Source organism: Saccharothrix sp. ST-888 (assembly GCF_000955975.1).
Lineage (GTDB): Bacteria > Actinomycetota > Actinomycetes > Streptomycetales > Streptomycetaceae > Kitasatospora.
The window spans coordinates 1-303 of record NZ_JYJF01000973.1 but is presented as its reverse complement, the minus strand read 5'-3'; the positions used below and the strand labels follow the sequence as shown (position 1 = coordinate 303).

The following is a 303-nucleotide window of genomic DNA, read 5'->3' as shown; positions in this document are numbered from 1 at the left end:
CGTCAGACCCCACCCTTCGAGCAGGCCGAGCATCGCCTTCCAGTAGCGCAGTCCGTGTTCGCCGCCCAGCCGGACGCCCTCGCCGCCGGAGGAGCCCGCGGTGCTGACGTCACCCTCCCCGGCCGCCACGACCGCGTCCACGTAGAGGCCGAACGATCGATCGGAGGGCCTGCTTCCCTCCTCAGTACGGCGTAGCAGCGCGCGGCGCCGCGTCCTGGCGATCCGCTCGTCGCCGAGCAGCCAGTGAGTGAAGGTGTCGTAGGAGCGGCAGGAGACGCGCGGATCGTGCTGGAAGGTGCGGGC

Annotated in this window: 1 protein-coding gene; it reads right to left on the bottom strand. The window is 71.6% G+C overall.

Going from position 1 to position 303, the window contains the following annotated elements; all coding sequences use genetic code 11:
• Nucleotides 1–303: hypothetical protein (locus UK12_RS42680; protein ID WP_045307298.1), on the bottom strand; the 303-nt coding region annotated here is incomplete at both ends.